Genomic DNA, 21,391 nt, shown 5'->3' on the forward strand with positions numbered 1-21,391 from the left:
GCGCCCTTATTTCGCCGGCGAGCTAGTTGGCGCTGCGGGCGCTGCGGGCGCTGCGGGCGCTGCGGGCGCTGCGGGTGGCACGTTAATGATAATTGGCGCCTGAGGTTGTGCAGGGGGATTAGCCTGCTGCCCAGCAGCCTGGAAGGTGGCCACCGTCATCTGCTGGATCACCAGGCTGGTTCCCAGAACAGTGAGAACTACAGCGGCGATCTGAGCAACAACCCACCACTTAAAGTTGCCAACCTCGGTGCCGATATGGTCGAGCTTGGTCTCGATGCGCGCGAGCCGATCACGAGCATCATTCGCGAAGTCTTCCAGTTTCTCCACACGTTCTTGCATGGGGTCATCATAGGGCGGCTCGTCCGAGCCCCTTGAGCGAGGTGGTACTGGAGGGGGGGGCACCACCGAAAGGCTAACGACATTGCCTTTGCTCCGGCCTCCGATACTGTTTCCGCTGTACTCGACGGAGGGCTCATCAATGCTCGCCGTGCGGTTACGGGTGAACTTACTGATTAAACGAGCCGCGTCCTTAGCGGCGGCGTCGGCGGCACTGGAGTCAGCACCAGGCGCCGAACTCATCGCTGTGGGCCTTTGCTGGGATCCCGCGGCGGCAGCTCATCGTCCGGCGTACGTATCGCGGTGATGAAGTCCTCCGCGAGGTCGCGCGCGCCGCCTAGATATAGCCCGCGTATGTAGGCCAAGGTCCGACCGGCTGCTCCATCCAAGACAAACTCACAGCTTTCAAAGTTGTTTTTTAACAGCCTAGGAGCTGGGCCACCCGCATAGACGATGCGGCAAAACTCAAATTCACAGCGTTCGTAGGTGTTGTCATCCACGTTGACCGTCTCGTTACGAAAGACACGATCGGTGTACATCGTCATAGGGTTCATTTCAAGGCGCCGCAAGCCCGCGCCAGGGGGGTCGCCGAAACGCGGCGTGCCCACATGGTACCTACTGCCTCACAGAGTTTGCTTCTAAGGCAATTCGGTTGCTACAGGCGTAACGAGAAGACGCGGTAGTTATCGCACTAGCCGGACGCAATTTATCGCGCCGCGCTTCAACCTTGGAGTGCGCCGTCGTTGCATCGTCATTGCGACATGCAGGCCGCTGCCCCATCCGAAGCCGGCGGCGAGGAGGGCGGTCTCGAACCCCTCGTCGCCGCGTCTCACTTGCCCAGGGGAATCGCGTCCACCGGCACGGCGGCGGGGACCGCCTGCTTCTTGTTCATGGCGCGCCGGAGGAAGGCGACCACCTGCCACACGATCACGATGCCGATCACGCTGAGCAGCGTGGCGCTGATCGGGCGGGTCACGAAGGCGCTGAAACTGCCGCGGCTCAGCAGCATCGAGCGGCGGAAGTTCTCTTCCAGCATCGGGCCCAGGATGAAGCCCAGCATCAGCGGGGCCGCCTCCATGTCCAGCCGCAGGAACAGGTAGCCGATCAGGCCGAACACGGCCGTCGTGTAGATGTCGTCGAGGCTGTTGTTGATGCTGTAGGTACCGATGCAGCAGAAGAACAGGATCGCGGGGAACAGCACGGTGTACGGAATCTTGAACACCGACAGCCAGTAGCGCACCAGCGGCACGTTGAGCACCACCAGGAAGCAGTTGCCGACCCACATGCTGGCCACCAGGCCCCAGAACAGGTCCGGGTGCGTGGCGATCATGTTGGGACCCGGCTGGATGCCCTTGACGATGAAGGCCGCCATCATCAGTGCCATCACGGCGTTCTCGGGGATGCCGATGGCCATCAGCGGAATGAAGCTGGTGCGGGCGGCAGCCTCGTCGGCGGCGGCCTGGCCGGCCACGCCTTCGATGCAGCCGGTGCCGATCTCGTGCTTGTACTTGCTGAACTTCTTGTCGGCCGCATAGGCCGCGAACTGGGCGATGGTCGGGCCGCCGCCGGGCAGGATGCCCAGCACCGAGCCGATCACGCTGCCGCGCAGCGCGCTGGGGATGATGCGCTTGAACTCGGGCCAGGTCGGCATCAGCTTGATCTTGCCGTTGAAGGGCGTGAGCACGTTCTTGTTGTCGAGGTTCTTCACCACCTCGGCGATGCCGAAGCAGCCCAGCGCGATGCTGATGAGCCCGATGCCGTCCTGCAGGAAGGCCAGGTTCATGGTGTAGCGCGCCACGCCGCTGTTGACGTCGGTGCCGACCATGCCCAGCAGCACGCCGATCATGGCCATCGCCAGGCCGTTGAGCAGGCTGCCGCTGCTGACGAAGCTCACGCAGAAGAAGCCCAGCAGCATCAGCGCGCAGTAGTCGGCCGGGCCGAACAGGAAGCCGACCTCGCCGAGCGCCGGCGCCATCGTCGACAGCACCACGATCGCCACGGTGCCGCCGATGAAGCTGGAGATGCCCGCGGTGAACAGCGCCAACCCCGTCTTTCCCTTGAGCGTCATCTGGTAGCCGTCGATGCAGGCCACGATGCTGCTGGCGTGCGGGATCTTCATGGTGATCGCACTCACGCTGTCGCCGTACTGCGCACCGTAGTAGATGCCGGCCAGCATGATGAGGGCGCCGCCGGTGGGGATGGAGTAGGTCAGCGGCAGCAGCAGGCTGATGGTCGAGAGCGGACCGAGGCCGGGCAGCAGGCCGACCAGCGTGCCGACGGTACAGCCGAGCGCGCAGTAGAGCAGGTTCTGGATGGTCAGCGCATGGCTGAATCCGAACGCGAGGTTGTTGAGGACTTCCATCAGTAGAGCGGCAGGTTCAGGCCGAGAAAATTCTTGAAGGCGAACGCGACGAGGACCAGGCCGATCGAGATCTTGATGTTGCGCACCACCGAGTACGAGGTGCCCGCGAAGGTCGAGCAAAACACCAGGAAGATGATCCCGAGGATCATGTTGATGTACTCGGAGATCACCGCGAAGCCGATCAGGCTCAGCAGGATCAGCACGATGTTCTTCACGCCGTAGTCCACCGGCAGGCGCTCGACGAAGAAGGAGCGGGCCGAGGTGATCAGGCCGATCACGAACAGGAAGCCGCTCACCATCAGCGGGAACAGGCCGGGGCCGGAGCGGGCCAGGTTGCCCAGGCTGTACGAGAACGCGACGCCGCCGAAGAGCAGCGCGATGGCCATGATGACCACGCCTCTCACGAAGTTGCGGTTGTTCATGGCGTCCCTCCCGCGGGCGAAGGGATGAGGGGGTGATGGCGTGGCATGCAAAGGTCTCCTTGTGGTTCACGCCTGGCCATCGGGGCTCTCTGTGAGCAATGGTGGACAGGCGGCGAATCGTAGAAAACGATGCTTCCAATCGGCTTTCGTTTTGCCTGCTGCGCCCCAAAATACGTGTTATCACTGACCTGCCGCTAAGGGCATTCACTGCGGTGACACGCCGATGCCGTAGCCCCGTCGGTCGGTCGGTCAGCCGGCCTGTCGCGTGGCCGGTGGCAGCTGCAGGATGGCGCGCAGGCCGGTGCCGCCATCGGCCTCGGCCAGCACGATGTCGCCGCCGTTGCGCTGTGCATAGGCGCGCGCGATGGCCAGGCCCAGGCCGGCGCCGCCGGCGCGGTCGCCGGCCTGGCGGAAGCGCTCGAAGACCTCCGCGCGCCGCGCGGCTGCGATGCCCGGGCCGTCGTCGCTGACCTCGGCGCAGGCCATGCCCTCGACCCTGCCGGCCTTGACCGTGATGCGGCCGCCCACGGGCGTGTAGACGATCGCGTTGTGCACGAGGTTGGCCAGCGCCTCGTGCAGCTCGGCCGCGTCGGCCTGCACGGGCACCGCGGGGCTCGGCGCGGCGCCGGCCGGAGCGTCCTCGCGCGCGTCGACCCAGCCCAGGTCCTGCTCCTTCTCGTGCGCCAGCGTCAGGTACTGCAGCACCACGTCCTTGGTGATGGCGTTGAGGTCGGCGACTTCGGCGGCCTGTGGCGACGCGGCGTCGCTCGCGTGGGCCAGCGAGAGCAGCTGTTCGCACAGGCGCCGGCTGCGCGCGATCTGCGTGACCATGGCGCGCAGCGTGGCGTGCAGCTGCGTGCTGTCCTTCTCGCGCAGCGCCACGCCGGCCTGGGTCAGCATGATGGCCAGCGGGGTGCGCAGCTGGTGCGAGGCATCGGCCAGGAACTGCGATTGCTGGTCGAGCAGGCCGCGGTAGCTGGCGACGTTGTGGTTCACCGCCTCGACCAGCGGCGCCACCTCGTGCGGCACGCCGCCCGCATCGAGCGGCTCGGGCAATTGGCCCCGTCGCTGCACCACCGAGCGCCGCAGCCGCTCGAGCGGTCGCAGCGACCAGGTCACGCCCAGCCAGACCAGCAGCACCACGATCAGCACCATGCGCGCATCGCGGAACAGCTGCTGGCGCAGCGAAGCCGCTTCGGCCCGATCGCGCGGCTCGGTGCCCTCGGCCGTCTGCACCCGCAGCTCGTAGGCCTGGCCGTGGCCGTCGGCCACGGTGCTGCGCAGCGCGACCATGCGCACGGCGCGGCCTTGGTAGTGACCGTCGAACCAGACCGGCGAGGCGCTGTCGCCGCTGCGGGGCGGCGGTGGTAGATCGGCATCGCCCAGCAACAGCCGCCCCGCGCCCGCCGCCGTGCCCTGCGGCACGAGTTCGACGCGCAGGTGCCCGGTCTTGCGGCTGGCCGCATCGAACATGCGCTGCACCTGGGCGGCGCTGGCGTCGAGCTGCAGCGCGCCGTCGGGCCCAGGCGAGACGCTGCGGCGCAGGGCATCGGCCGCGTCGAGCATCACGCTGTCGTAGGCGCCCTGGACCAGGTCGCGCAGGGCGCGGTAGTCGTTCCAGCTGTCGAGCGCGAGCAGGCCCAGGATGCAGGGCAGCAGCAGCGCGAGCAGCCGCGCGCGGATGCCGAAGCGGCTGCGGGCTTCAGTCGCCGGCGGCGTCATGCCCGGTGCTCTCCAGCATGTAGCCCAGGCCGCGCACGGTGACGATGCGCACGTCGCCGCCGGCCAGCTTGCGCCGCAGCCGGTGCAGCACCAGTTCGATGGCGTCGGGGCCGGCGTCGCTGTCGGCCGGGAAGACCTTGGCCGAGAGCTGCGACTTCTCGACCGGCGAGCCGGCGCGCGTGAGCAGCACCGCGAGCGCGGCGCTCTCGCGCGGCGTGAGCTGCAGCAGCGTGTCGCCCAGCATGAAGGCGCGGCTGCCGTGGGCGCGCGAGAGCGAGCCGCAGCGCAGCGCGGCATGCGGGCTGCCGCGCGCGCGGCGCGCCAGGGCCTCGAGACGGGCCTCGAGTTCCTCGATCGCGAAGGGCTTGCTCAGGAAATCGTCGGCGCCGGTGTTCAGGCCCTTGACCCGGTCCTTGACCGAGCCCTGGGCCGTGAGGATCAGCACCGGCGTGCGGTTGCCCGCGGCGCGCAGGTCGGCCAGCACCGACAGGCCGTGCCGGTCCGGCAGCTGCAGGTCGAGCACGATGACGTCGTGGTCGCCCGAGGCAAGCAGCGAGGCGGCCATGGCCGCATCGGGCGCATGGTCGGTCACGTACCCGCTTTGCTTGAAGGCACGCAGGAGCCAGGAAGCCATTTCGGCTTCGTCTTCGACCAGGAGCAGACGCATGCGCCGATCCTAGCGCGGCAGGGCGGGCTTCAGGTCCTCGTCGATGTGCAGGTCGGCGGGCTGACCGCGCAGCCGACGCACGGTGCGCCGGATCCAGTGCTCGATGTCGTCGATATAGGTGAACACCGCCGGCACCACCAGCAGGCTCAGCACGGTGGAGGTGATCAGACCGCCGATCACGGCCATCGCCATCGGCGAGCGGAAGCTCGCGTCAGCCGCGCCCCAGCCGAAGGCGATCGGCATCATGCCCGCGCCCATCGCGATGGTGGTCATGATGATCGGGCGGGCGCGCTTGTGGCAGGCGTCGCGCAGCGCATCCCAGCGGCTCATGCCCTGGTCGCGGCGCGCCACGATCGCGTACTCGACCAGCAGGATCGAGTTCTTGGTCGCCACGCCCATCAGCATGATCAGCCCGATCAGCGAGGGCATCGACAAGGCCTTCTGGCCGATCAGCAGCCCGACGAAGGCGCCGCCCAGTGCCAGCGGCAGCGCGCACAGGATGGTCACCGGATGCAGGAAGTCCTTGAACAGCAAGACCAGCACGATGTAGATGCACAGCACGCCGGTCAGCATCGCCAGGCCGAAGCTGCCGAACAGCTCGGTCATGACCTCGGCGTCGCCGATCTCGGCCACGCGCACGCCCGGCGGCAGGCTGCGCATCGAGGGCAGGGCGGCGACCATGGTCTTGGCATCGCCCAGGCCCACCTTCGACAGCTCGATCTCGAAGTTGACGTTGCGCGAGCGGTCGTAGCGGTCGATCACGGCCGGGCCGCCCTCGACCGTGATCTTCGCGACCTGGCCCAGCATCACCGGGCCACGCGTGCCGGGCACGGTCAGCCGTTCGAGCAGCGCCTGGTCCTGGCGCGCGCTGTCCTCGAGCTTGACCACGATCGGCACCTGGCGCTGCGCGAGGTTGAGCTTGGGCAACGACTGGTCGTAGTCGCCCAGCGTGGCCACGCGCAGGGTCTCGGCGATGGCGGTGCTGGTCACGCCCAGGTCGGCGGAGCGCGCGAAGTCCGGGCGCACCGCGATCTCGGGCCGCACCAGGCTGGCGGTGGAGGTGATGTTGCCCAGGCCGGGCACGGTGCGCAGGTCGCGTTCGACCGCGCGGGCCGCGGCCGTGAGCGCGACCGGGTCTTCGCCCGACAGCGCCAGGATGTACTTCTCGCCCGAGCCGCCCAGGCCCACGGTGCTGCGCACGCCGGGCAGGGACTCGAGCGCGGCGCGCATCTGGTCCTCGATCAGCTGCTTGCGCGGGCGTTCGCCGCGCGGGTCGAGCTGGATGGTCAGCGTGGCCTTGCGCGTCTCGGGCGTGCCCAGGCCGGCGAAGGGATCGCCGCCCGCGCTGCCGCCCGCCACCGTGGTGTAGACGCTCTTCACATGCGCGATCTTCATCACGCGCAGCCGCGCTTCCTCGGCCGTGGCCGTGGTCTGCGACAGGGTGGCGCCGGGCGCGAGCGAGAGGTAGACCTGGGTCTGCGAGCCGTCGTCTGGCGGGATGAAGCCGGTCTTGAGCAGCGGGATCATCGCGATCGAGCCGAAGAAGAACAGCGTGGCCATCACCATGGTGGCGAAGCGGTGCGTCATGCACCACTCGGCCGCGCGCATGTAGAGCTTGAGCCAGCCGGCTTCCTTCTCCTGCGTGACGATGGGCTTCAGGATGTAGGCCGCCATCATGGGCGTGAGCACCCGCGCCACCACCAGCGAGGCGAACACCGCGAGCGAGGCGGTCCAGCCGAACTGCTTGAAGAACTTGCCGGCCACGCCGCTCATGAAGGCGGTCGGCAGGAACACCGCGATCAGCGTGAAGGTGGTGGCGATCACCGCCAGCCCGATCTCGTCGGCCGCCTCCATCGCCGCCTCGTAGGGCGTCTTGCCCATGCGCAGGTGGCGCACGATGTTCTCGACCTCCACGATCGCATCGTCGACCAGGATGCCCACCACCAGCGACAGCGCGAGCAGCGAGATGATGTTGATCGAGAAGCCCAGCAGGTGCATGCCGATGAAGGCCGGGATCACCGACATCGGCAGCGCGATGGCCGAGACGAAGGTAGCGCGCCAGTCGCGCAGGAACAGCCAGACCACGATCACCGCCAGGATCGCGCCTTCGTAGAGCAGGTGCAGCGAGCCGTCGTATTCCTCCTGCACCGGCTTGACGAAGTTGAAGGCCTCGTTGAGCTGGATGTCGGGGTGCTGGGTGCGCATCTCGGCCAGCGCGCCCTGGATCAGCTTGCCCACGGCCACTTCGCTCTCGCCGCGGCTGCGCGCGACCTCGAAGCCGACCACGGTCTTGCCGTCGAGCAGCGCGGTGGCGCGCGGCTCGGCGATGGTGTCGCTGATGCGCGCCACCTGGTCGAGCCGGATGCGGCGGCCGTCGGACAGCGGGATCTGGATGTCGCGCAGCTCGTCGGCCGACTGCACCGTGGCCAGCGTGCGCACCGGCTGCTCGCTGCCCGAGAGGTCGAAGCGGCCGCCCGCGCTCTCGGTCTGCACCAGCCGCAGCTGGCGCGAGATGTCGGCCGCGCTGGCGCCCAGCGCCTGCAGTTTGGCCGGGTCGAGGTCGACGTGCACCTGGCGCGTCACGCCGCCCACGCGGTTGACCGCGCCCACGCCGGGGAGGCTCAGCAGCTTCTTGGTCACGTCGTTGTCGACGAACCAGCTCAGGCCTTCGGCGTCCATCTTGGTCGAGGAGATGGTGTAGGCCAGCACCGGCTGCGCCGCGAAGTCGAGCTTGGTGACGACCGGGTCGCGCACGTCGGCCGGCAGGTCGGCGCGCACGCGCTGCACCGCGGAGCGCACGTCGTCGACCGCCTCCTGCACCGGCTTCTCGAGCCGGAACTCGACGATCAGCGTGGCCGCGCCGTCCTGCACCTTGGTCGTGATGTGCTTGAGGCCCTGGATGGTGGCGATCGCGTTCTCGAGCTTGCGCGCGACGTCGGTCTCGAGCTGCGAGGGCGCGGCGCCGGGCAGCGCCGCCGTGACGGTGACGGTCGGCAGGTCGATGTCCGGGAAGTTCTGCACCTTCATCGCGTTGAAGGACAGCAGCCCGCCGAAGGTGAGCAGCACGAACAGCATCACCGCGGGAATCGGGTTGCGTATGGACCAGGCGGAAACGTTCATGGTGAGCGAGGCTCCTTACTTGGCCGCGGCCGAGGCGGCCGATGCAGGGGCGCCGGCCGCGGGCGTGTCGACCACGCGCACCAGGTCGCCGTCGTTGAGGAAGCCCGCGCCTTGCACCACCACGCGCGCGTCGGCCGGCAGTTTGGTCAGCACCTCCACGCGGTCGCCGACGCGGCGGCCGGTCTGGATCTTCAGCTGCGACACACGCTGGTCGGGCTGCAGCACCAGCAGGTGGTTGAAGCCGTCGCGCGGCACGATGGCGGCCTGCGGCACGGTGAGTGCATTGCTGCGACCGAGCTGGAACTCGCCATTCGCGAACATCCCCGCCTTGATTCCGGTGTTCTGCAGCACGTTGGGGATGTCGACATAGACCAGCGCATTGCGCGTCTGCGGGTCGACGGTCGGGGCGATGCTGCGCACCGTGCCCTTGACCTCGGCGCCGCTCGCGCTGACCACGGTGGCCGGCGTGCCGACCGCCACGCGGCCCAGTTCGGCCGAAGTGACTTCGGCACGCCATTCGAGCCGGCCCTTGCGGATCAGCTTGAACAGCTCGGTGCCGGCCGCGACCACGCTGCCCACGGTCGCGGTGCGCGCCGAGATCACGCCGTCGTCGGGCGCCAGCACCTGCGTGTTGCGGCCGCGCACCTGCTGCGCGGCCAGCACCGCCTCGGCCGCCTCGACGCGCGCCTTGGCGGTCTGCTCGGTGGTCTGGTACTGGTTGATCTGCTGCTGGCTCAGCGCGCCGGTCTGGGCCAGCGTGCGGGCGCGGGCCGCGTTGCCGGCCGCGTCGGCCGCGGTCGCCTTGGCCTCGGCCAGCGAGGCGCGGGCCTGGGCCACGTCGGCGTTGATGGTCTCGGGCGAGAACACGGCCAGCACCTGGCCCTTCTTCACCACGTCGCCGATGTTCACGCGCACCTCGGCCAGCCGCAGGCCGTTGGACTCGGAGCCGATGCTGGCCTCCTGCCAGGCCGCCACGTTGCCGTTGGCCGCGAGCGTGACGTTCAGTTCGCTGGGCTCGGCCCGTGCGACAGAGACGGTGAGCGCCGGGCGCGCGGCGCCTTCCTTGGCGGCGGCGGGCTGCGTTGCCGGGGTCTTGTCGGCCGGCTTGCGCAGCAGCCAGAAGCCGAGCGCGGCGACGACCACGACGGCCAGCAGCACGGCGATGAGGGTGGAGCGGTTGAGTCTTTTCATGGCGTCGTCGAGGAAAGGGAGGAGGTGTTCTGCGCGAGCGCGGCATCGTGCCGCGTCCAGCCGCCGCCGGTCGAGCGGTAGAGCGCGACCCAGGCTTCGGCCCGTTCGCGCTGCAGCGCCACGCGAGCGGTCTGGGCCGCGAACAGGGTGCGGCGCGCGTCTTCGAGTTCGAACAGGCTGGCGAGCCCGCTCTCGTAACGGGCCTGCGTCGCGTTGAACGAGGCCTGGTAGTTCTGCACCGCGATGTCGGCGTTGCCCGTGCGCTCGTCGGTGGCCTGCAGGTTGACCAGCGCCTCCTCGACCTCGCGCACCGCGGTGCGCACGTTGCCGCGGTAGAGCGACACGGCTTCGTCGTAGCGGGCCTTGGCCGAGGCGGCGTTGGCCGCGCGCGTGCCGCCATCGAAGATCGGCAAGGTGAGCGCCAGCGGGCCGATGGTCCAGGTCTGCAGGTCCTGGCTGGCGCCGCCGCTGCGCAACTGCAGCGCCGCGACCGAACCCTGCAGCGTGAGCCGCGGATAGCGGTCGGCTTCGGCCGCGCCCACGTCGGCACTGGCCGCGGCCACCGCGAGCTCGGCCGCGAACACGTCGGGCCGCTGCGCCAGCATCTGGGCCGGCACGCTGGCGACCGCGTGCACCAGGGGCAGCGCGCGGTCGGCCGGCACGGTGGCCAGTTGCTGGTCGAGCGCGCGCGCGTCGAGCCCGCTCAGCGCGACCAGGCCCTTGCGCAGCACCGCGCACTGGGCGCTCTGCTGGGTGAGCCGGCCCGCGGCGTCGGCGGCGCTGGCGCGTGCCAAGGCCGCATCGGCGGGGGCCGTGAAGCCGGCCTTGGCCGACAGGTCGGTGAGCCGCGCGGTCTCGCCGCGCGAGCGCGCGTCGGACTCGGCCACCGCCAGCTGCCGCTGGCAGGCGCGCTCGGCGAAGTACTGATTGGCCGTTTCGGCCGCCACCGACACGCGGGCGTCGTGCCACTTGGCGCTGGCGCCCTGCAGCCGCGATTGGGCGGCGTCGCGGCTGGCGCGGCGGCCGCCGAACAGGTCGATCTCCCAGCTCGATTGCAGGCCGGCCTGCAGCGTGGTCACGCCCGGCAGCGAGGTGCTGGACTCGCTCGCGCCGCCGCCCGTGCCGCTGGTCGGCGAGTTGCTGCGCTGCGCCGACAGCGTGCCGTCGAGCGTGGGCAGCAGCGCCGCGCCCGACTGCACGCGCGTGGCGCGCGCCTCGACGATGCGCGCTGAGGCACTGGCCACGGTCGGGCTCACGGCCTGCGCCGATTCGATCAGCGCGAGCAGCACCGGGTCGTCGAGCTGGCGCCACCAGTCGCTCAGGCCGGGCAGCGAGCCGGCGTGGGGCAGGGCGGCCGCGGCCGTCGCCTTCGGCAGCGGCGCGTTCCATTGCGGGGGGACCGGCGCATCGGCGACCGCGGGCGGCCGCGTGAGGCCGCAGGCGGCCAGGGCCAGCGGCAGGCACAGCAGGGCCAGGCGGCGGGAGGCCGGGCCGAAGGTCGGGGAGGTCATCGGCAGGCGCAGGTTCATGGGCTTTTCTTCCTGGAAGTCTTGGGCGTGGCTGGCTTCGAGGCTGGCGTGGTGGGGATGGTGGAAACGGGTGCCGCGGTCGCGGCCCGGCGGGCCGCCTCGGCCTCGAGCATGGCCATCGCGTAGAGGTGCAGGCGCTCGGCCCAGGTGTCGATGCTCTGGGCCGACTTGAGCAGCGAGGGGCGCAGCGTGTCGACCAGGTCCTGCATCACGAACAGCTGCATCGCCAGGCCGCTCACGGCCAGCGCCAGCCGGTGCACATCGTCGTCGGCCTTCTTGACGCCGAGGTGACGGCACAGGATGCCCACCAGCGCCTCGTGCGGGCCGCGCACGTCGCGCTCGATCTCCTCGGCCCACTGGCTGGTCGGCTCGACCATCTCGCGCATGTGCAGGCGCATGCACTGGCGCACGATCTCGCCGCGCTTGAGCGGCTCGACATAGGCGTTCATGCACAGGCGCAGGGCCTCGCGTGTCGGCAGCGCCGGGTCTTCGAACAGCTTTACCAGGTCGTTGGCGCTGCCGCCCATGGGCTCGTTGAAGGTGGCCGCATAGAGGCCGGCCTTGTCGCCGAAGTAGTAGCTGATCGCCGCGATGTTCACGCCCGCGGCCTTGGCGATCTCGCGGGTCGAGGTCTTGGCGAAGCCGCCTTCGGCGAACAGGCGCAGCGCGGTGTAGAGGATGCGCGAGCGCGCCTCGACGCCGTCGCTGCGGGGGCCGCGGGAGGGCGGCGGTGGGGCTGTGGGCGTGGTCATGCGGCGCCCATTACAGCATGGAGATCAATCGATTGATTGACTTATTTTGTTTCGACGACTGAAACATTCGGGCAGGGAGACAGACCCGCGGCCATGGCGAATCAGCCGCCCAGGCGCGCGACCACGAGGTCCAGCAGGGCCCGCAGCCGCGCCTGCCGGCGCATGTCGCGGTGGTAGCCGACCCAGGTGTCGCGCCCGGGCGGCGCCTCGCCCAGGTCGAGCAGCCGCACGCCGCGCAGCGCATCGCCCAGCGGCCGCGGCAGCACCGCGACCCCTGCGCCGAGCGCGCACAGCCGCGCCTGCACGTCGCGGTTGTTGCTGCGCGAGATCACCTGCGCGTTCGGCAGTGTCTTCTTGAGCCAGATCGCATCGGGCATGCCGCCGAAGGCGGTGTCCATGGTGATGAGCGTGACGCCCGTGCCGTCGCCGGCCTGCGGGGCCGCGCGCTCGTTGTGCAGGTAGGCGCCGTAGCCGATGTGCATGAGCTTGCGCGACACCACCTCGGGCTCCTCGAAGGGCCGGATGCGGAAAGCCATGTCGGCCTCGCGCCGCGGCAGGCTCAGATGCGCGGCACTGGTCAGCAGCTCGACCGTGACGCGCGGCTGCAGCTGCGCGAACTCGGCCAGCACCGGCGCCAGCAGGTGGGCGCCGAACCAGTCGGAGGAGGAGAGCCGGAGCATGCCCTCGAGGTGGCGCTCGCGCCCGGACAGCTGGCGCTCCAGGCCCTGCGCCTCTTCCTCCATGCGCTCGGCATGCGCGAGCACGGCCGAGCCCTCGTCGGTCAGCACGAAGCCTTCGCGCGTGCGCTGGAACAGCGCCTGGCCCAGCGCGTACTCCAGGGCGTTGAGCCGCCGGCCCATGGTCGGCTGGCTCTGGCCGATGCTGCGTGCCGCCGCACCCAGCGTGCCGGTGCGCGCGATCGCGAGGAACACGCGCAGGTCGCTCCATTCCATGGGCATGGCGATCCATTCAAAAGTGAATAAAGAGAGATCAGTATTGTCTATTTTCAAACGATGTCGTGGGTCGAACAATGGCGCATCTCTGATTCACAGGACTTCACCATGACCCCCGCTCCCACCATGACCGCCGCCGTGCTCGACACCCACGGCAGCGCCTTCCGCATCGCCTCCGTCCCGCGCCCGCAGCCGGCGGCCGGCCAGGTGCTGGTGCGCATCCACGCGAGCGCGGTCAACCCGCTCGACACCAAGATCCATGCCGGCGAAGCGGCGCACGCGCGCCATCCGCTGCCCGCGGTCCTGGGCATCGACCTGGCCGGCACCGTGGCCGCGCTGGGCGCGGGCGTGACGGCCTTCGGCGTCGGCGATCGCGTGTTCGGCATGACCGGCGGCGTCGCGGGCCTGCAGGGTTCGCTGGCCGAATATGCGGCGGTCGACGCCGCCTTGCTCGCGCCGGTGCCGGCCGGCCTGGCCCTGCGCGAGGCGGCGGCGCTGCCGCTGGTCTTCATCACCGCCTGGGAAGGCCTGGTCGATCGTGCCGGGGTGCGGGCCGGGCAGAAGGTGCTGGTGCACGGCGGGGCCGGTGGCGTGGGCCACATCGCGATCCAGGTCGCCCGGGCCCGCGGCGCCCAGGTCTTCGCGACCGGCACCGCCGGGCAGCGCGCCTTCATCGAAAGCCTGGGCGCGACCGCCATCGACTACCGCGCGCAGGCCGTGCCCGACTACGTGGCGCAGCACACGGCGGGGCAGGGCTTCGATGTGGTCTACGACACGGTCGGCGGCGCGACGCTGGACGCCTCCTTCCAGGCGGTGCGCCGCTTCGGGCACGTGGTGAGCTGCCTGGGCTGGGGCACCCACGCGCTGGCGCCGCTGTCCTTCCGCGCCGCCACCTATTCGGGCGTGTTCACGCTGCTGCCCATGCTCACCGGCGAAGGCGCGGCCCACCACGGCGAGATCCTGCGCGAGGCGGCGCGCATGGCCGCGGCCGGGCAGCTGTCGGTCCAGCTGGACGACCGGCGCTTCAGCCTCGATGCCGTGTGCGAGGCCTACCGGGTGCTGAAGGCCGGCGGCGCGCAGGGCAAGCTGGTGGTGGACCTGGTGGTGGGCGGCTGATCGCGCCCGCAGGTCGGCCGGCCGTCATCGGCGTCACGCACAGGCCCTGGAAGACCTGCGTGCTTGCTGGCCTTCGCGATTCGTGGCACAAGCTGACGTCCGACCGATCCCACCTTATGAGGTAAACCGACCATGTGTGAGCTGAACGATCCCGAAGAACTCAAGAAGTACACCCGCCGCGATTTCGGTGCACTGGCCGCATCCGCGGGCCTGCTGACCGCACTGCCCGGCGTGGCCAACGCGGTGGCGGTGTCCGAGCGCGAGGTGAGCATCACCACCGCCGATGGCGTTTGCGACGCATACTTCGTCGCCCCCACCTCGGGCCCGGCACCCGGCGTGCTGGTGTGGCCCGACGTGTTCGGCCTGCGCCCGGCCTTCAGGCAGATGGGACGGCGGCTGGCCGAATCGGGCTACAGCGTGCTGGTGGTGAACCCCTTCTACCGGCAGAAGAAGGCGCCCACCGCCGCGCAGGGCGGCCAGACGCCGATCGCCGAAGTGCTGCCGCTGATGCAGGCCCTGACGCCGGCCATGCACCTGAGCGACGGCAAGGCCTTCGTGGCCTGGCTCGATGCCCAAAAAGAGGTGGACAAGGCGCGCAAGCTCGGCACCACCGGCTATTGCATGGGCGGCCCGATCGCGGTTCGCACGGCTACCGTGGCGCCCGAGCGCGTGGGCGCGGTCGGGACCTTCCACGGCGCCGCCATGGTGACCGCGGCGCCCGACAGCCCCCATCGCCTGGTGGGCCAGACGAAGGCGCGCTACCTGATCGCGGTGGCCGAGAACGACGACAAGAAGGACCCGGAAGCCAAGCTCACGCTGCGCGCCGCGTTCGAGAGCGCGAAGCTCCCGGCCGAGGTGGAGGTGTACCCCGCAGCGCACGGCTGGTGCCCGCCCGACACCCAGGTCTACGACGCGGCCCAGTCCGAACGCGCCTGGGCGCGGCTGCTGGCGACCTTCGGCACGGCGCTGGCCTGACCGCGGCGCCGGGGGCGCGGGCTCAGGGCAAGGGCGCGTCGCTCTCCACCAGCTGCGCCTCGCGCATCTCGTCCCAGAAGGCCGCGGGAATCACCGCCTTCAGCGCCGCCTGGTCTTCCTCGATGCGTTCCGGGCGGCTGGCGCCCGGGATCACGGCCGCGACGGCCGGGTTCGCCAGCGAGAACTGCAGCGCCGCAGCCTTGATCGGCACGCCATGGCGCTGCGCGATCGCCTGGATGCGCGCCACCTTGGCCAGGATCTCCGGCGGCGCCTTCTGGTACTCGAAGTGCGTGCCGCCGGCCAGGATGCCGGAGCTGTAGGGCCCGCCCACGACGATGTCGACCCCCTGGCTGGCGGCCGCCGGCATCAGGCGCTGCAGCGCGCGTTCGTGGTCGAGCAGCGTGTAGCGGCCGGCCAGCAGGAAGCCGTCGGGCTTCGACTCCGCGAGGTCCAGCGTGAGTTCGCAGGGCTCGACCCGGTTGACGCCCAGGCCCCAGGCCCGGATCACGCCTTCCTCGCGCAGCCGGGTCAGCACGCGGAAGGCGCCGGTGCGCGCGATCTCGAACTGCCGCAGCCAGTCGTCGCCATGAAAGTCCTGGGCGATGTCGTGCACCCAGACGATGTCGATGCGGTCGGTCTTCAGGCGCTTCAGGCTGTCCTCGATCGACCGCAGCGTGGCGTCGGCCGAGTAGTCGTCGACCATCCTGTTCGGCCGGCCGAACTCGAACAGCCCGCCTTTCTCGCCCAGTTCGCGGGCGGACGGGTCGACCACCTCGTCGAGGATCAGGCGGCCGACCTTGGTGCTCAGCACGTAGTCGTCGCGCCGGTGCCTGGCCAGCGCCTCGCCCAGGCGGATCTCCGCCAGGCCGGCGCCATAGAGCGGTGCCGCGTCGAAGTAGCGGATGCCGCTGTCCCAGGCGGCGTCGACGGTGGCGAGCGCCTCGGCCTCGGGGATGTTGCGGAACATGTTGCCCAGCGGGGCGGTGCCGAAGCCGAGTCGGCCGGTGAGTTGGTCGCGGATGCGCATGGTGTCTGGTGGGAAAAGTGAATCAGGATGCGAAGTGTGGGTTTCGCGCTTGATGTTGTCCAAGACATAATTCGACCAACTTGAGTCACTGAAGGTCTTAGATGCTGGACATTCGCCAACTGGCCTACTTCGTGGCCGTCGCCGAGGAAGAACACGTGGGGCGCGCGGCCGAAAAGCTGCACATCTCGCAGTCGCCCTTGAGCCGCCAGATCGCCCAGCTCGAGGAGAAGCTCGAACTGACCTTGTTCGAGCGCAGCCAGCAGCGCATCCGCCTGACGCGCGACGGGCGCACCTTCCTGGCCGAGGCGCGCGCCTTCCTCACCCATGGCCACCGCCTGCAGGCGATGGCGAAACGGCTGGGCCGGGGCGACGAAGGCGGCCTGTGCATCGGCTACATCGAGAACGCCATGCACTCCGGCCTGCTGCCCGCGGCCTTGCGCACGCTGCGCGCCGGCCGCCCGAAGGTGCATGTGGCGCTGTACAGCCTGCGCTCGCCCGGGCAACTGGAAGGCCTGCGCCAGCGCAGCCTCGACATCGCGCTGCTGTGCGACCCGCCGACGCGCGACGACCCCGACCTGGACTGCGCCCAGGTGCTGAGCGACCCGATGCTGCTTGCGTTGCCCGAAGCGCATCCGCTGGCCGCGCGCGCCGTGCTGGCGCCGGCCGACCTGGCCGGCCAGGAATGGATCGCGGTGATGCAAGAGGAGGATGCGCTCAGGCACGACAACTTCGTGGCCGCCTGCACGCGTGCCGGCTTCATGCCGGACGTTCGGATGGAAGCCAGCGAACCGCTGACCGCGCTGGGCCTCGTGGCCTCCGGGCTGGGCCTGGCGATGGTCCAGAGCAGCCTGCGGCATCACGCGCCGGCCGGCGTCGTGCTGCGCGAAGTGCCATGGTTCGACCACCGCACGCCGCTGTGGGCTGCCTGGCACAAGGTCAACCTGCGGCCGCTGGTCGGCATTTTTCGCGAGACCTTGCTGGCGAGCGTGGATCTCGGCCGGGCCAAGGCCGCCGCGGCGGATGCGGCGCCGCCGGCCAAGGTCCGGCGAAACCGGCGTTGAGGCAGGGCGCCGGGCAAGGGTCGCAGCGCTCGCGCTACGATCCCGCGCATGCCTACCGTCCCGGCGCCACCGCCTGCGCTCCCCCTCGACCCCCAGGGCATCCTCGCGCTCGCCGCGCGCTCGATGTTCCACCTGTTCTCCAGCATCAGCCAGGGCATGTTCCTGGTCGACCGCAGCGGCCGCATCGTCTGGGTCAACGAGGGCTACAAGCGCTTCCTGCCGGCGCTGGGTTTCAGTTCGGTCGACCAGTTCGTGGGCCGGCCGGTGGAGGAAGTGATCCACAACACGCAGATGCGCGAGGTGCTGGAAAGCGGCAAGCCGATCCTGATCGACCTCTTGACCAACAAGGCCGGCACCTTCGTCGTGAGCCGCATCCCGCTGCATGCCGAGGTGGCGGGCGCCGAGGGCGACGCCGCGCTGGGCGAGGTGATCGGCGCGATCGGCATCGTGCTGTTCGACCATCCGCAGACCACGCTGCAGCCGCTGATCAGCAAGTTCGCGATGCTGCAGCGCGACCTCGACGACGCTCGCCGCGAGCTCGCGACCCAGCGCAACCATCCGCTGTGGAAGCAGGCCGGCGCCGACGGCCAGCGCCGCGCCAAGCACACCTTCGCCAGCTTCATCGGCAGCAGCCCGGCGGCGGTCGACGTCAAGCGCCATGCGCGGCGCGCGGCGCAGTCCTCGAGCCCGGTGCTGCTGCTGGGCGAGACCGGCACCGGCAAGGAACTGCTGGCGCATGCGATCCACGCGGCCTCGGCGCGCGCCAACGGACCCTTCGTGAGCCTCAACATCGCGGCCGTGCCCGACACGCTGCTCGAGGCCGAGTTCTTCGGCTTCGCGCCCGGCGCCTTCACCGGTGCCGACCGCAAGGGGCGCGAGGGCAAGTTCAAGCTCGCCGACGGCGGCACCTTGTTCCTCGACGAGATCGGCGACATGCCGCTGGCACTGCAGGCCAAGCTGCTGCGCGCGCTGCAGGAAGGCGAGATCGAGCCGCTGGGCTCGAACAAGCTGGTGCCCTTCGATGCGCGCGTGATCGCCGCCACCTCGCGCGACCTGCCGGCGCTGGTGCGCGACGGGCGCTTTCGCGAAGACCTGTACTACCGGCTCAACGTGCTGCCGCTGCGCGTGCCGCCCCTGCGCGAGCGCCGCAGCGACATCCCCGCGCTGGTCGAAGCCCTGGGCGAGGACATGGCCCAGCGCAGCGGCGAGGCCCCGCCCGAGCTGCTGCCCGACGCGCTGGCGCTGCTGGCCGCTCAGCACTGGCGCGGCAACACCCGCGAGCTGCGCAACGTGCTGGAGCAATTGGCGATGCGCAGCGATGCGACCCGCATCGATGCGGCCGAGGTCAAGCGCGTGCTGGCCGAGACCGGCCTGGAGAAGATCGCGGCGCCCGAGCCGCTGGTCCCGATCGGCGACGACGCCGACCAGGCCCGCCTGCTGCGCCCGATGGCCGAGCAGATCGCCGAGCTGGAGCGCCGCGCCATCGCCGCCGCGATGGCCACCACCGGCGGCAACAAGCTCGCGGCTTCGCGGCTGCTGGGGATCTCGCGCGCCACGCTGTATGACCGGATGGCGGAGGACTGAACGGCCATCGCCCGTCCGGCGCCATGACGCAGCGCAGCCATCGCTTTCGCCATGGCGCAGCAGGCGTCGGCCTCAGAAGGCGTGCCGGATGCCCAGGTCGTAGCCGGTCGACGTCCGCGGCGTGAAGCTCGCGGTGTTGACCAGCGCCGGTCCGCCGGTGACCAGGGCCGCGCCGTTCCTGTTGCGGACCTGCGCCACGGTGGCGTAGAGCGCGGTGCGCTTCGACAGGTTGTAGACATAGCCCAGCGCGAGCTTGCGGGCCTTGGGGTCGGGCAGGGCGGCCATCCCCGGAGGCGTCACCCGGTTCAGGTCATAGTCGACCTGCGACCAGGAGGCCCGGACCAGGCCGGCACCGACGGGCGCCGTCAGGCCCAGCAGAAAGCCGGTCGTGTCGACATCGGGCGTTCGCACCGGCGGCGCGGCATCGTAGGCGCGGCGCGTGCGCAGCCTGGAGACCTCGCCCAGCAGCTTGACGACGCCGAAGTCGTAGGACGCGCCCAGGTTCACGGTCTTGACCGAATCCGTGGTGCCGGCATCGTGGTTGTCGCCGATGGCGCTGTTGCCGTAGGCGATCGCGATGTCGAGCGGTCCGCTGGCGTAGCCGATGCGGCCGCCGACATAGCGGCCCGTGCGCGTGCTGTTCGCGGCCACGGGCGTGGACGAGGGCTGAGACGATCCGACGTTCTCGGGCAGGGAATACTGGAGTTCGCCATAGACGCCGCCCAGGTTCGGCGGCAGGAAGTACCCGACGCTGTTGCTGGTGCGCACGTAGTTGGGATTGCCGCCGAAGGTGCGCGTGCCGGTCGGCAGTGGATAGAGCTGCGCCGCCATGAGCAGCGTGGCGCCGGCCCCCACCGTACCGAAGGGGTCGTACACCGTGTCGTTCCAGAAGGTGGCGGCGTAGTCCCGCCCCAGGCGCACCTCGCCCCAGGGGCCCGAGAGGCTGACGGTCGAGCGACGCGTGAAGCTCAGGCCGCCGACGTTGCCGTCGTCGTTCGTGAGCTGCCCTTCGAGCCAGAAGCCGGCCGCCATGCCGCCTCCCAGGTCTTCGGTGCCACGGAAGCCCAGGCGGCTCGAGTTGTAGCCCGAGTTGGTCAAGGCCGTCTGACTCGTCCTGACGCTGCCCTGGTTGACGGCGCCGGGGCGCTCGTCCCTCGAGCGGTTGCTGTAGCCGCTGAGCGCGGCATCGACGACGCCGAAGAGGGTGACGCTCGACTGCGCCGATGCCAGCCCAGCGGCGGCCAGTGCGGCGCACGCCACGCAGGTGCGTCGCGCCGGACGCTTCGTGAGCTGCCGGATGACGAGGCCTCCGACATGTCGAAACCGTGGGGCCTGCCGCCGGGCTGCTTCCTGGTGCGCGTGAATTCTTTCCATCTGAACTGTCTCTCTGTGCAACCTCGGGACATCCGAGGCATTCTTTTTTCCGGAGGCCGATGGTAGGAAAGGAGCACCGTCCCGGCGATGGCCGGGTGCAGCGAGGTGATAGCGAAAGAACTCAGTTTCTTCTCAGTTCACTTTTCTTATTAATGTTGTTTGCGCGGGTGACGCTTTCGGTCGCATTTCGGTCAGTGCGAAGCCACATAGGCCGACCCCGCCCCCGGGTGCGGCAGCGCGAAGGCCCGCTTCATGCGCTCGGCTTCCTCGACCGGGCTGAGCCCGAACATGCGCTTGAACTCGCGGCTGAACTGCGAGGCGCTTTCGTAGCCGACCTGTCCGCTGGCGGCGGACGCCGTCATGCCGCTGCGCACCATCAGCAGCCGCGCCTGGTGCAGACGCGTGGACTTCAGGTACTGCATGGGCGAGGTCTGCGTCACGGCCTTGAAGTGGCTGTGGAAGGAGGGCACGCTCATGCCGGCCTCGCTGGCCAGCTGGTCGACGTCGAGTGCCTCCTTGTAGCCACCGTGGATCCGGCGGATCGCCTTGGCGACCTTGCCGAACTGGCCCTTGGCCGCGAGCGCGGCGCGCATCGACGGGCCCTGCGCCCCGGTCAGCACGCGGAAGTAGATCTCGCGCACCAGTGCCGGCCCGAGGATCGCGGCCTCGAGCGGCGAACCCATGGCGCGCAGGAAGCGCAGCACCGCCTCCTGCAAGGCCGCATCCATGGGCGTGGACATCAGGCCCTGGGGCGGCGCGTCGGCCGCGATGCCGGCCTCGTCGAGCTGCAGCACCAGGGCGCTGGCGACCGTGAAGTCCAGCCGCAGGTAGATCGCGAGCAGCGGTTCCTCCGCGCTGGCGTCGGTCTCCATCGAGAAGGGCACGGGCACCGACACCGCGAGGTAGTGCTGGGCGTCGTAGAGGTAGGTGGTCTGGCCCAGGAAGCCGCGCTTGCAGCCCTGGCAGACGATCACCACGCCCGGGTCGTAGAGCACCGGCGCGCGGCGCAGCGGGCGGTTCGAGCGCAGGAAGCGCACGTCGGGCAGGGCCGTGAGGTTGTAGCCCTCGTCCGGCGCCAGGGCCGCGAGCAGCGTGACCATCTGGCGCGCGACAGGGGCAGAGGTGCCGCGGAGGGCGTTCATGGGGCGGAGTCTTTCAGGCAGTGGTTGCCGTTGTTTTACACCTTCAGGTGCACGCCTG

At 70.0% G+C, this 21,391-nt stretch carries 18 protein-coding genes; 4 read left to right on the forward strand and 14 right to left on the reverse strand.

From position 1 onward, the window contains the following. Positions 1-6: 6 nt before the first annotated feature. The 11 genes from A9977_RS16700 to A9977_RS16750 form a co-directional block, all read right to left on the reverse strand. Positions 7-339, reverse strand: a complete 333-nt coding sequence (locus A9977_RS16700) for a hypothetical protein (RefSeq protein WP_183025971.1) — start codon at positions 337-339, stop codon at positions 7-9. A 236-nt stretch (positions 340-575) separates the two neighbouring features. Beyond that, a complete protein-coding gene (locus tag A9977_RS16705) occupies positions 576-881 on the reverse strand; it encodes a hypothetical protein (RefSeq protein WP_183025972.1) in 306 nt (101 codons plus the stop codon). A 284-nt stretch (positions 882-1,165) separates the two neighbouring features. Beyond that, positions 1,166-2,698, reverse strand: a complete 1,533-nt coding sequence (locus tag A9977_RS16710; protein ID WP_183025973.1) for a tripartite tricarboxylate transporter permease — start codon at positions 2,696-2,698, stop codon at positions 1,166-1,168. Continuing rightward, positions 2,698-3,120, reverse strand: coding sequence for a tripartite tricarboxylate transporter TctB family protein (locus A9977_RS16715; RefSeq protein ID WP_183025974.1), 423 nt, complete (start codon positions 3,118-3,120; stop codon positions 2,698-2,700). Before A9977_RS16715 ends, A9977_RS16710 begins: the two co-directional genes overlap by 1 nt. Positions 3,121-3,369: 249 nt before the next feature. Next, on the reverse strand, positions 3,370-4,842 hold the full coding sequence (locus A9977_RS16720; RefSeq protein WP_183025975.1) for a sensor histidine kinase: 1,473 nt from the start codon (positions 4,840-4,842) through the stop codon (positions 3,370-3,372). After that, entirely contained in the window at positions 4,823-5,509 is a 687-nt protein-coding gene (locus A9977_RS16725; RefSeq protein WP_183025976.1) for a response regulator, read from the reverse strand. Before A9977_RS16725 ends, A9977_RS16720 begins: the two co-directional genes overlap by 20 nt. A 9-nt stretch (positions 5,510-5,518) precedes the next feature. Further along, a complete protein-coding gene (locus A9977_RS16730; protein WP_183025977.1) occupies positions 5,519-8,629 on the reverse strand; it encodes an efflux RND transporter permease subunit in 3,111 nt (1,036 codons plus the stop codon). A 15-nt stretch (positions 8,630-8,644) separates the two neighbouring features. After that, positions 8,645-9,820, reverse strand: a complete 1,176-nt coding sequence (locus A9977_RS16735; RefSeq protein ID WP_183025978.1) for an efflux RND transporter periplasmic adaptor subunit — start codon at positions 9,818-9,820, stop codon at positions 8,645-8,647. Next, positions 9,817-11,349 carry an efflux transporter outer membrane subunit gene (locus tag A9977_RS16740; protein WP_259651993.1) on the reverse strand — a complete coding sequence of 511 codons (1,533 nt, stop codon included), beginning with the start codon at positions 11,347-11,349 and terminating at the stop codon, positions 9,817-9,819. The genes A9977_RS16735 and A9977_RS16740 overlap by 4 nt, the downstream gene beginning before the upstream one ends. Continuing rightward, the gene (locus tag A9977_RS16745; RefSeq protein WP_183025979.1) at positions 11,346-12,101 is read right to left on the reverse strand and encodes a TetR/AcrR family transcriptional regulator; all 756 of its coding nucleotides are present in this window, start codon (positions 12,099-12,101) and stop codon (positions 11,346-11,348) included. Before A9977_RS16745 ends, A9977_RS16740 begins: the two co-directional genes overlap by 4 nt. A 101-nt stretch (positions 12,102-12,202) precedes the next feature. Beyond that, entirely contained in the window at positions 12,203-13,054 is an 852-nt protein-coding gene (locus tag A9977_RS16750) for a LysR family transcriptional regulator (RefSeq protein WP_183026021.1), read from the reverse strand. 108 nt (positions 13,055-13,162) lie between these two features. On the opposite strand from A9977_RS16750, the gene A9977_RS16755 reads away from it, so the two are divergent. Further along, positions 13,163-14,170, forward strand: a complete 1,008-nt coding sequence (locus A9977_RS16755) for a zinc-dependent alcohol dehydrogenase family protein (RefSeq protein WP_183025980.1) — start codon at positions 13,163-13,165, stop codon at positions 14,168-14,170. Positions 14,171-14,302: 132 nt separating this feature from the next. Continuing rightward, positions 14,303-15,145, forward strand: a complete 843-nt coding sequence (locus tag A9977_RS16760) for a dienelactone hydrolase family protein (RefSeq protein ID WP_183025981.1) — start codon at positions 14,303-14,305, stop codon at positions 15,143-15,145. A gap of 22 nt (positions 15,146-15,167) precedes the next feature. Here the strand turns inward: A9977_RS16760 and A9977_RS16765 are convergent, their stop codons facing one another. Continuing rightward, positions 15,168-16,172 carry an aldo/keto reductase gene (locus A9977_RS16765; protein ID WP_183025982.1) on the reverse strand — a complete coding sequence of 335 codons (1,005 nt, stop codon included), beginning with the start codon at positions 16,170-16,172 and terminating at the stop codon, positions 15,168-15,170. 101 nt (positions 16,173-16,273) lie between these two features. On the opposite strand from A9977_RS16765, the gene A9977_RS16770 reads away from it, so the two are divergent. Continuing rightward, positions 16,274-17,233 carry a LysR family transcriptional regulator gene (locus A9977_RS16770; protein ID WP_183025983.1) on the forward strand — a complete coding sequence of 320 codons (960 nt, stop codon included), beginning with the start codon at positions 16,274-16,276 and terminating at the stop codon, positions 17,231-17,233. 48 nt (positions 17,234-17,281) lie between these two features. Beyond that, positions 17,282-18,817, forward strand: a complete 1,536-nt coding sequence (locus tag A9977_RS16775) for a sigma-54-dependent Fis family transcriptional regulator (RefSeq protein ID WP_183025984.1) — start codon at positions 17,282-17,284, stop codon at positions 18,815-18,817. 72 nt (positions 18,818-18,889) lie between these two features. Here the strand turns inward: A9977_RS16775 and A9977_RS16780 are convergent, their stop codons facing one another. Next, positions 18,890-20,077, reverse strand: a complete 1,188-nt coding sequence (locus tag A9977_RS16780) for a porin (protein ID WP_310936149.1) — start codon at positions 20,075-20,077, stop codon at positions 18,890-18,892. A gap of 305 nt (positions 20,078-20,382) precedes the next feature. Then, positions 20,383-21,333 (reverse strand): AraC family transcriptional regulator, encoded by a 951-nt coding sequence (locus A9977_RS16785; protein WP_183025986.1) that lies wholly within the window; start codon positions 21,331-21,333, stop codon positions 20,383-20,385. Positions 21,334-21,391: the final 58 nt, after the last annotated feature.

This window comes from Variovorax sp. UMC13 (genome assembly GCF_014170375.1).
Classification (GTDB): domain Bacteria; phylum Pseudomonadota; class Gammaproteobacteria; order Burkholderiales; family Burkholderiaceae_C; genus Variovorax.

Bases quoted from the DNA above. Each gene is read 5' to 3' on its own strand.
- A9977_RS16770 (WP_183025983.1), top strand. From the start codon at position 16,274: ATGCTGGACATTCGCCAACTGGCCTACTTCGTGGCCGTCGCCGAGGAA.
- A9977_RS16700 (WP_183025971.1), bottom strand. From the start codon at position 339: ATGCAAGAACGTGTGGAGAAACTGGAAGACTTCGCGAATGATGCTCGT.
- A9977_RS16765 (WP_183025982.1), bottom strand. From the start codon at position 16,172: ATGCGCATCCGCGACCAACTCACCGGCCGACTCGGCTTCGGCACCGCC.
- A9977_RS16760 (WP_183025981.1), top strand. From the start codon at position 14,303: ATGTGTGAGCTGAACGATCCCGAAGAACTCAAGAAGTACACCCGCCGC.
- A9977_RS16730 (WP_183025977.1), bottom strand. From the start codon at position 8,629: ATGAACGTTTCCGCCTGGTCCATACGCAACCCGATTCCCGCGGTGATG.
- A9977_RS16785 (WP_183025986.1), bottom strand. From the start codon at position 21,333: ATGAACGCCCTCCGCGGCACCTCTGCCCCTGTCGCGCGCCAGATGGTC.
- A9977_RS16740 (WP_259651993.1), bottom strand. From the start codon at position 11,349: ATGAACCTGCGCCTGCCGATGACCTCCCCGACCTTCGGCCCGGCCTCC.
- A9977_RS16750 (WP_183026021.1), bottom strand. From the start codon at position 13,054: ATGGAATGGAGCGACCTGCGCGTGTTCCTCGCGATCGCGCGCACCGGC.
- A9977_RS16735 (WP_183025978.1), bottom strand. From the start codon at position 9,820: ATGAAAAGACTCAACCGCTCCACCCTCATCGCCGTGCTGCTGGCCGTC.
- A9977_RS16745 (WP_183025979.1), bottom strand. From the start codon at position 12,101: ATGACCACGCCCACAGCCCCACCGCCGCCCTCCCGCGGCCCCCGCAGC.
- A9977_RS16715 (WP_183025974.1), bottom strand. From the start codon at position 3,120: ATGAACAACCGCAACTTCGTGAGAGGCGTGGTCATCATGGCCATCGCG.
- A9977_RS16720 (WP_183025975.1), bottom strand. From the start codon at position 4,842: ATGACGCCGCCGGCGACTGAAGCCCGCAGCCGCTTCGGCATCCGCGCG.
- A9977_RS16710 (WP_183025973.1), bottom strand. From the start codon at position 2,698: ATGGAAGTCCTCAACAACCTCGCGTTCGGATTCAGCCATGCGCTGACC.
- A9977_RS16775 (WP_183025984.1), top strand. From the start codon at position 17,282: ATGCCTACCGTCCCGGCGCCACCGCCTGCGCTCCCCCTCGACCCCCAG.
- A9977_RS16755 (WP_183025980.1), top strand. From the start codon at position 13,163: ATGACCCCCGCTCCCACCATGACCGCCGCCGTGCTCGACACCCACGGC.
- A9977_RS16705 (WP_183025972.1), bottom strand. From the start codon at position 881: ATGACGATGTACACCGATCGTGTCTTTCGTAACGAGACGGTCAACGTG.
- A9977_RS16725 (WP_183025976.1), bottom strand. From the start codon at position 5,509: ATGCGTCTGCTCCTGGTCGAAGACGAAGCCGAAATGGCTTCCTGGCTC.